Genomic DNA, 4,892 nt, shown 5'->3' with positions numbered 1-4,892 from the left:
TCAGCAAATAGACAACAGTTTTGGTTTGGGAACTCGGCATGAGATAGGCTTAGAGGTGGCTGAACTTATCAAAGAGATGACTGGCATGGATCGCGTAGCTTTCGTCAATAGTGGAACGGAAGCAGTGATGAATGCGGTTCGGGCAGCACGAGCGCTCACTCGCCGTAATCATATTGTGCTCTTTTCTAGCAGTTACCACGGGCATTGGGATGCCGTACTGGCTAGAGCGGGTGACTATGATGAAGCTAATGTGACAAAACCTATTTCGGTGGGCATCCCTGAAAATATGGTTGCTGATGTTTCGGTGTTTGGGTTTGGTTCCAATGAAGCCATTGAGTTTCTCAAAACCAATAGAACCGATATCGCTGCGGTGCTGGTAGAACCTGTACCAACGCGTGACCCAGGATTGAGCAATCCAGATTATTTGCGACGTTTGCGTCAAGTGACCAGGGAGTTAGATATTCTGCTGATATTTGACGAAATCGTGACAGGTTTCAGATCTCATCCAGCGGGTGTTCAGGGGTTATTCGGCATTGAGGCGGATATGGTGACCTATGGCAAAACGATAGGGGGTGGAATGCCACTGGGTGTCATTACGGGTAGGAAGAAGATGCTTGATTCGATTGACGGTGGAAACTGGAATTTCAACGATGATAGTTTCCCCGCAGCGGAGCCGACATTCTTTGGTGGGACCTATTTTCAACATCCGCTTTGCATGACTGCTGCGAAAGCCACTTTGCAAGAGATCAAGAGGAGAGGGGAAACTTTTACCAAGGTACTGACTCAGCGTACTGAATCGTTTGTTTCACGTTTGAACCAACTGTTCTTAAGCCGTCGGGTTCCTATCGAGGCAAAATCGTTTTCCTCATTTTTTAGATTAATGCATCGCGACAACATGGATTTGCTTTACTACAACCTATTGATGAGAGGGGTTTATATTTGGGAATGGCGTTGCTGGTTTATCTCTGATGCGCATGATGACACTCATCTGGAAAGCGTTTATTTGGCATTTGTGGATAGTTTGGATGAACTTGAGGAAAACAACCTGCTTCCTCGATATAGCTAGATCAAACTGGCCTGTTGTGAGCAATAACTTATTGAATGATTAAGCATCCTATCCTCTGGTTGTGCTGAGTTCGATGCTCTGAAACGACGGCTCATAGTCTGTTGAGTAATGAAAATTAAGGGGAACGTTATGCCGTTGGCGAATAAAAGTGTTTTCATTGGTGGGCCGATTCAATTTGCAATTTGTGATAATGGTTTTCATGAGGAATTGAGAACGACTATCCAACTGGCGATTAAGACGGTGACGGCACTGAATGGTAATGTATTTTCGGCGCATTTGACTGAGAAATTTGGCATTGATACCCCCAGTTATACGCCAGATATGGTATCGAAACGGGATTTCCAATGGATGCAGCAGTGTGATTTTTTCATGCCTATTCTTCCGGTTCATCAAGGTGATGAATTACTGCGTACTGACGGTACACATATTGAACTTGGTTGGGCCTCTGCTCTGAAACGGCCCGTCTTGTTGATCACTCAACTACCGATTGTGAATGGTGGTAGTCATTTGTTAAAGGGATTAGAGCATATTTGCAATGTGTCGAAATTGGATATTCACGATTTCCGTCAAAATCCGGGACAGATTGGCGAGATTTTCAGGAATTTTGCAGTTGAGTAGCTATTGATCACCTTTTAGAGGATATACCGCCTTTCTATTGAATTGAAAAGCGGGTTAATAGCGAGTTTGCTTGAATGGGTCATTTGTGGAGTTACGATGGAAAATCGCGTTATTGAACCAACCTATGATGTTTTAGGAATGAAGATAAAAAACCCAATTATTGTTGGGTCGGGTCTGCTTTCTGATCAAGCTAAAAATATTCGCCAGTTTATCGCTCACGGCGCAGGGGCGGTTGTGACAAAAACGATTTACCCGCGCTCAGAAAAATTGCATACAGAAAAGACCTATTTGTTCAGTACAGGGATGCTGAACAATACGACGTATTCGAAGAAAACCGTTGAATATTGGTTAATGCTTCTCCGTGAATTTAAGGAAGAACAACTTCCGGTGATCGTTTCTATCCATGCTGAATCACCTGAGGCATTAGGCTCATTGGCTGTTCGTATCTCGGAAGTGACCGATGCCCCTTTGGAGTTAGGTATTTCATGCTTGCATGCGGACGACTTCACGGAAGATACACCAGAACGAGTATTCAACTACACCAAAGCGGTGAAGGAGCGAACGGACACCCCTTTTGCGGTCAAACTCTCGCTTGGCGATAATTTGTATGGGCGTGTTCAAGCTGCGGTAGAAGGGGGGGCTGATGCGATAACTTTGAGCGATACCATTTCAGGAATTGCATTCGACACAGCGAATGGCGAAGCGCTGCTTAATGGGGTTTGCGGATACTCTGGGCCGGGAATTAAACCAATGGTACTTGCCGCTATTTATAACTTGCGTAAGCGCGGGGTGACGATTCCAATACTTGGGTCGGGAGGCGTACAGGATGGTAATGATGTTCATGAATACCTATTGGCAGGGGCGAATACGGTGCAGGTTTATACTGCGCTTCATCGGCATATGTATAAAACATTGCAGCGCATTGTTCATGAATATACGCAAATCATGACGTCAGAAAAAGGATGAGGAAAAGGGATAACATCATGAATAATAATAAAATTAGAGAATTTGCGGAACTGACCAGTGAGCAAGTTTTAACCGCAGTTGAAGGTAAAACGTTGATATGGCCGATTGGCGGGATTGAGCAGCACGGGCCTCATCTACCGTTGAATGTGGATTCAGTGATCCCAGAAGCCTTTGCCCGCGTGTTGGCGGAGGATATTAATGGCTTCACCTTGCCGGTCCAGCCAGTGTCTGCCAGATCATTGCCACAAAGTGGGGGTGGACTTGAATTTCCTGGCACGGTTTATTTGGATGGATCAACATTTACCGCTTATATCAGCGGAACAATTAAGAGCTTGTGCTCATTACCCTTTAAGCAACTGGTGATCATTAATGGTCATTTTGAGAATGAAGGTTTTATTTTCGAAGCGGTAGACGCATTACGGGCGGAGGGACATTTTAACGATCGTTCCGTTATCGTATTTAGCTGGTGGAGTTTGGTGTCTGATGACTGGACGCGTGAACATTTAGTTGATTTTCCCGGTTGGCATGCTGAGCATGCAGGGTTAACAGAAACGAGTTTAATGTTGCATTTACGCCCGGATTTAGTGAGAGCGGAGCGACCTGATCACGATAAACCTCCACGCGCTGGGATCTATCAAGTACCGATTAAAAAAGAATTTTCAACGAGAGGCGTTCTTTCTAAAACATCTGGTTCGAGTGCGGAGATAGGCGAACTCATTTTCGAGCATGTCAGGCAGCAAATACTGGAACTGGTTACTGCGGATTAATCAATCTTAATATCGCGGTGTCTTTTCGATTTTGCCCTGGCTATTGGGGCTTTTATCTTAATTAGAGAACTTTTTCCAGTAAAGTAGGGACATAGGTAATTGTATGAGTAACCTTAGCCGCCAGTAAGTTGGTTGGGCGGTTAGGGTTTATAAATAGTTGTAAGAGCCTATCTCAATAGGCGTAATTGTTGCAGGCCGTTCTTATCAATGAACAGTGAACACGGACAGCGCGGAAAAACCGGAGCGTACACGTAGTACGTGAGGATTTTGAGCACTGCCCAGGTTCGCTCTTTATGGCAAAGAAGGGCAAATAAAATAGCCCTATTGGGATAGGCAGTAAGTGACTTATTACATGGCTTTTAATCTATTAACCCATTAAAATTAAATCATTAAATCATTAAATCATTAAATCATTAAATCATTAAATCATTAAATCATTAAATCATTAAATCATTAAATCGTTAAATCGTTAAATCGTTAAATCGTTAATTGTCTGTCAGTGTAGTTTTAAAATCTGGAAAAAAAGTGGCAAGCGTATTATGAAAAAACAGATAAAAACTTTAATCATCAAAGGCAAAAAGAAGTAGTTAAGATTCTTTTTCTGTGGATAAAAAGTTCAATGCTATATTGGTATTGGAAGAGAAAATATCAGAAAAAGCAGGTTTTAAGTCTATTTTACAGGGCTGTAAGAAGTTTACTGAAAATCAGAGATAATCGTTAAAGAAATCCGATTAACTTTTATGTTAACCAGATTAATAGCATTAAAGATGATTAAAGAAATATACCCGTCATCTTTCAAGTTGCTTCTTTGTTGGCTGCACTCGCTCACCCCGGTCACATAGTTTGCTATGCTCCCGGGGATTCTCTCCCTTGCCGTCGCGATGCATCTTGAAATCCATAAGGTATAGATTAATCAGACAATCTGTTTTCCTAAAGGGACTGGCTTTAATAACGTTTTCAATCGGAAAATAAACTTGTTTATAAAATAATTAAATAATTTATTATGGTAAATAGGTATAAAAACCCCCAAGAAAATGATTTAAGGGAATACGAGTATATTTACTTCCGGATTAACGATGTTGCACTTATTATGTGAATCTACCAATAACTTTCATTGAGTAGTTGTTGTAAATATAATGTTTCCTCGTTTTTTCTTTGCTGGTATTTGATTCTTTAGGCTTTTATATTAATGCATTCGGTAAAGACTTGCCTGAGAAAATGTGGAAAAATGTTTTTTGTAACTTGATTGCGAGTTTTCCAGAGATATTATAGCTTTTACAATAAGTGGCGATGACTAATAGATAAATAGAGAAACAGATTGTGGCAAAGAAAGAAAAACGGCCTCACCATGATGTATTATTCAAATATTTTCCTGATTACCATCGAATCTCAGCTAGCTTGAGTAAATACTCAGGTATAGGTGCTGCCCGGATACATGAATAAATAAGCTGTTCGAATGTTTTTTTAAGGTTAAA

4 protein-coding genes and 1 pseudogene are annotated in these 4,892 nt (G+C 41.6%); 4 read left to right on the top strand and 1 reads right to left on the bottom strand.

The features are described 5' to 3' along the window. The 4 genes from SLS51_RS22360 to SLS51_RS22345 all read left to right on the top strand — a co-directional run. The coding region (locus tag SLS51_RS22360; protein WP_323840721.1) for an aminotransferase class III-fold pyridoxal phosphate-dependent enzyme at window positions 1-1,066 on the top strand (1,066 nt) is incomplete at its 5' end. Window positions 1,067-1,195: 129 nt separating this feature from the next. Beyond that, a complete protein-coding gene (locus SLS51_RS22355) occupies window positions 1,196-1,684 on the top strand; it encodes a hypothetical protein (RefSeq protein ID WP_323840720.1) in 489 nt (162 codons plus the stop codon). A 96-nt stretch (window positions 1,685-1,780) separates the two neighbouring features. After that, window positions 1,781-2,650: a beta/alpha barrel domain-containing protein gene (locus SLS51_RS22350; RefSeq protein ID WP_323840719.1), complete on the top strand. Its 870-nt coding sequence runs from the start codon at window positions 1,781-1,783 to the stop codon at window positions 2,648-2,650. 17 nt (window positions 2,651-2,667) lie between these two features. Beyond that, entirely contained in the window at window positions 2,668-3,417 is a 750-nt protein-coding gene (locus SLS51_RS22345; protein ID WP_323840718.1) for a creatininase family protein, read from the top strand. 1,376 nt (window positions 3,418-4,793) lie between these two features. On the opposite strand, the pseudogene SLS51_RS22340 reads toward SLS51_RS22345, so the two are convergent. Beyond that, window positions 4,794-4,892: pseudogene (locus SLS51_RS22340) on the bottom strand (IS1595 family transposase); the annotation flags it as partial.

This window comes from Photorhabdus africana (genome assembly GCF_035181445.1).
Classification (GTDB): domain Bacteria; phylum Pseudomonadota; class Gammaproteobacteria; order Enterobacterales; family Enterobacteriaceae; genus Photorhabdus; species Photorhabdus laumondii.
This window is presented reverse-complemented; position numbering and strand designations above follow the sequence as displayed.

Coding starts and splice junctions, on each gene's coding strand:
- SLS51_RS22355 (WP_323840720.1), top strand. CDS start 1,196: ATGCCGTTGGCGAATAAAAGTGTTTTCATTGGTGGGCCGATTCAATTT.
- SLS51_RS22350 (WP_323840719.1), top strand. CDS start 1,781: ATGGAAAATCGCGTTATTGAACCAACCTATGATGTTTTAGGAATGAAG.
- SLS51_RS22345 (WP_323840718.1), top strand. CDS start 2,668: ATGAATAATAATAAAATTAGAGAATTTGCGGAACTGACCAGTGAGCAA.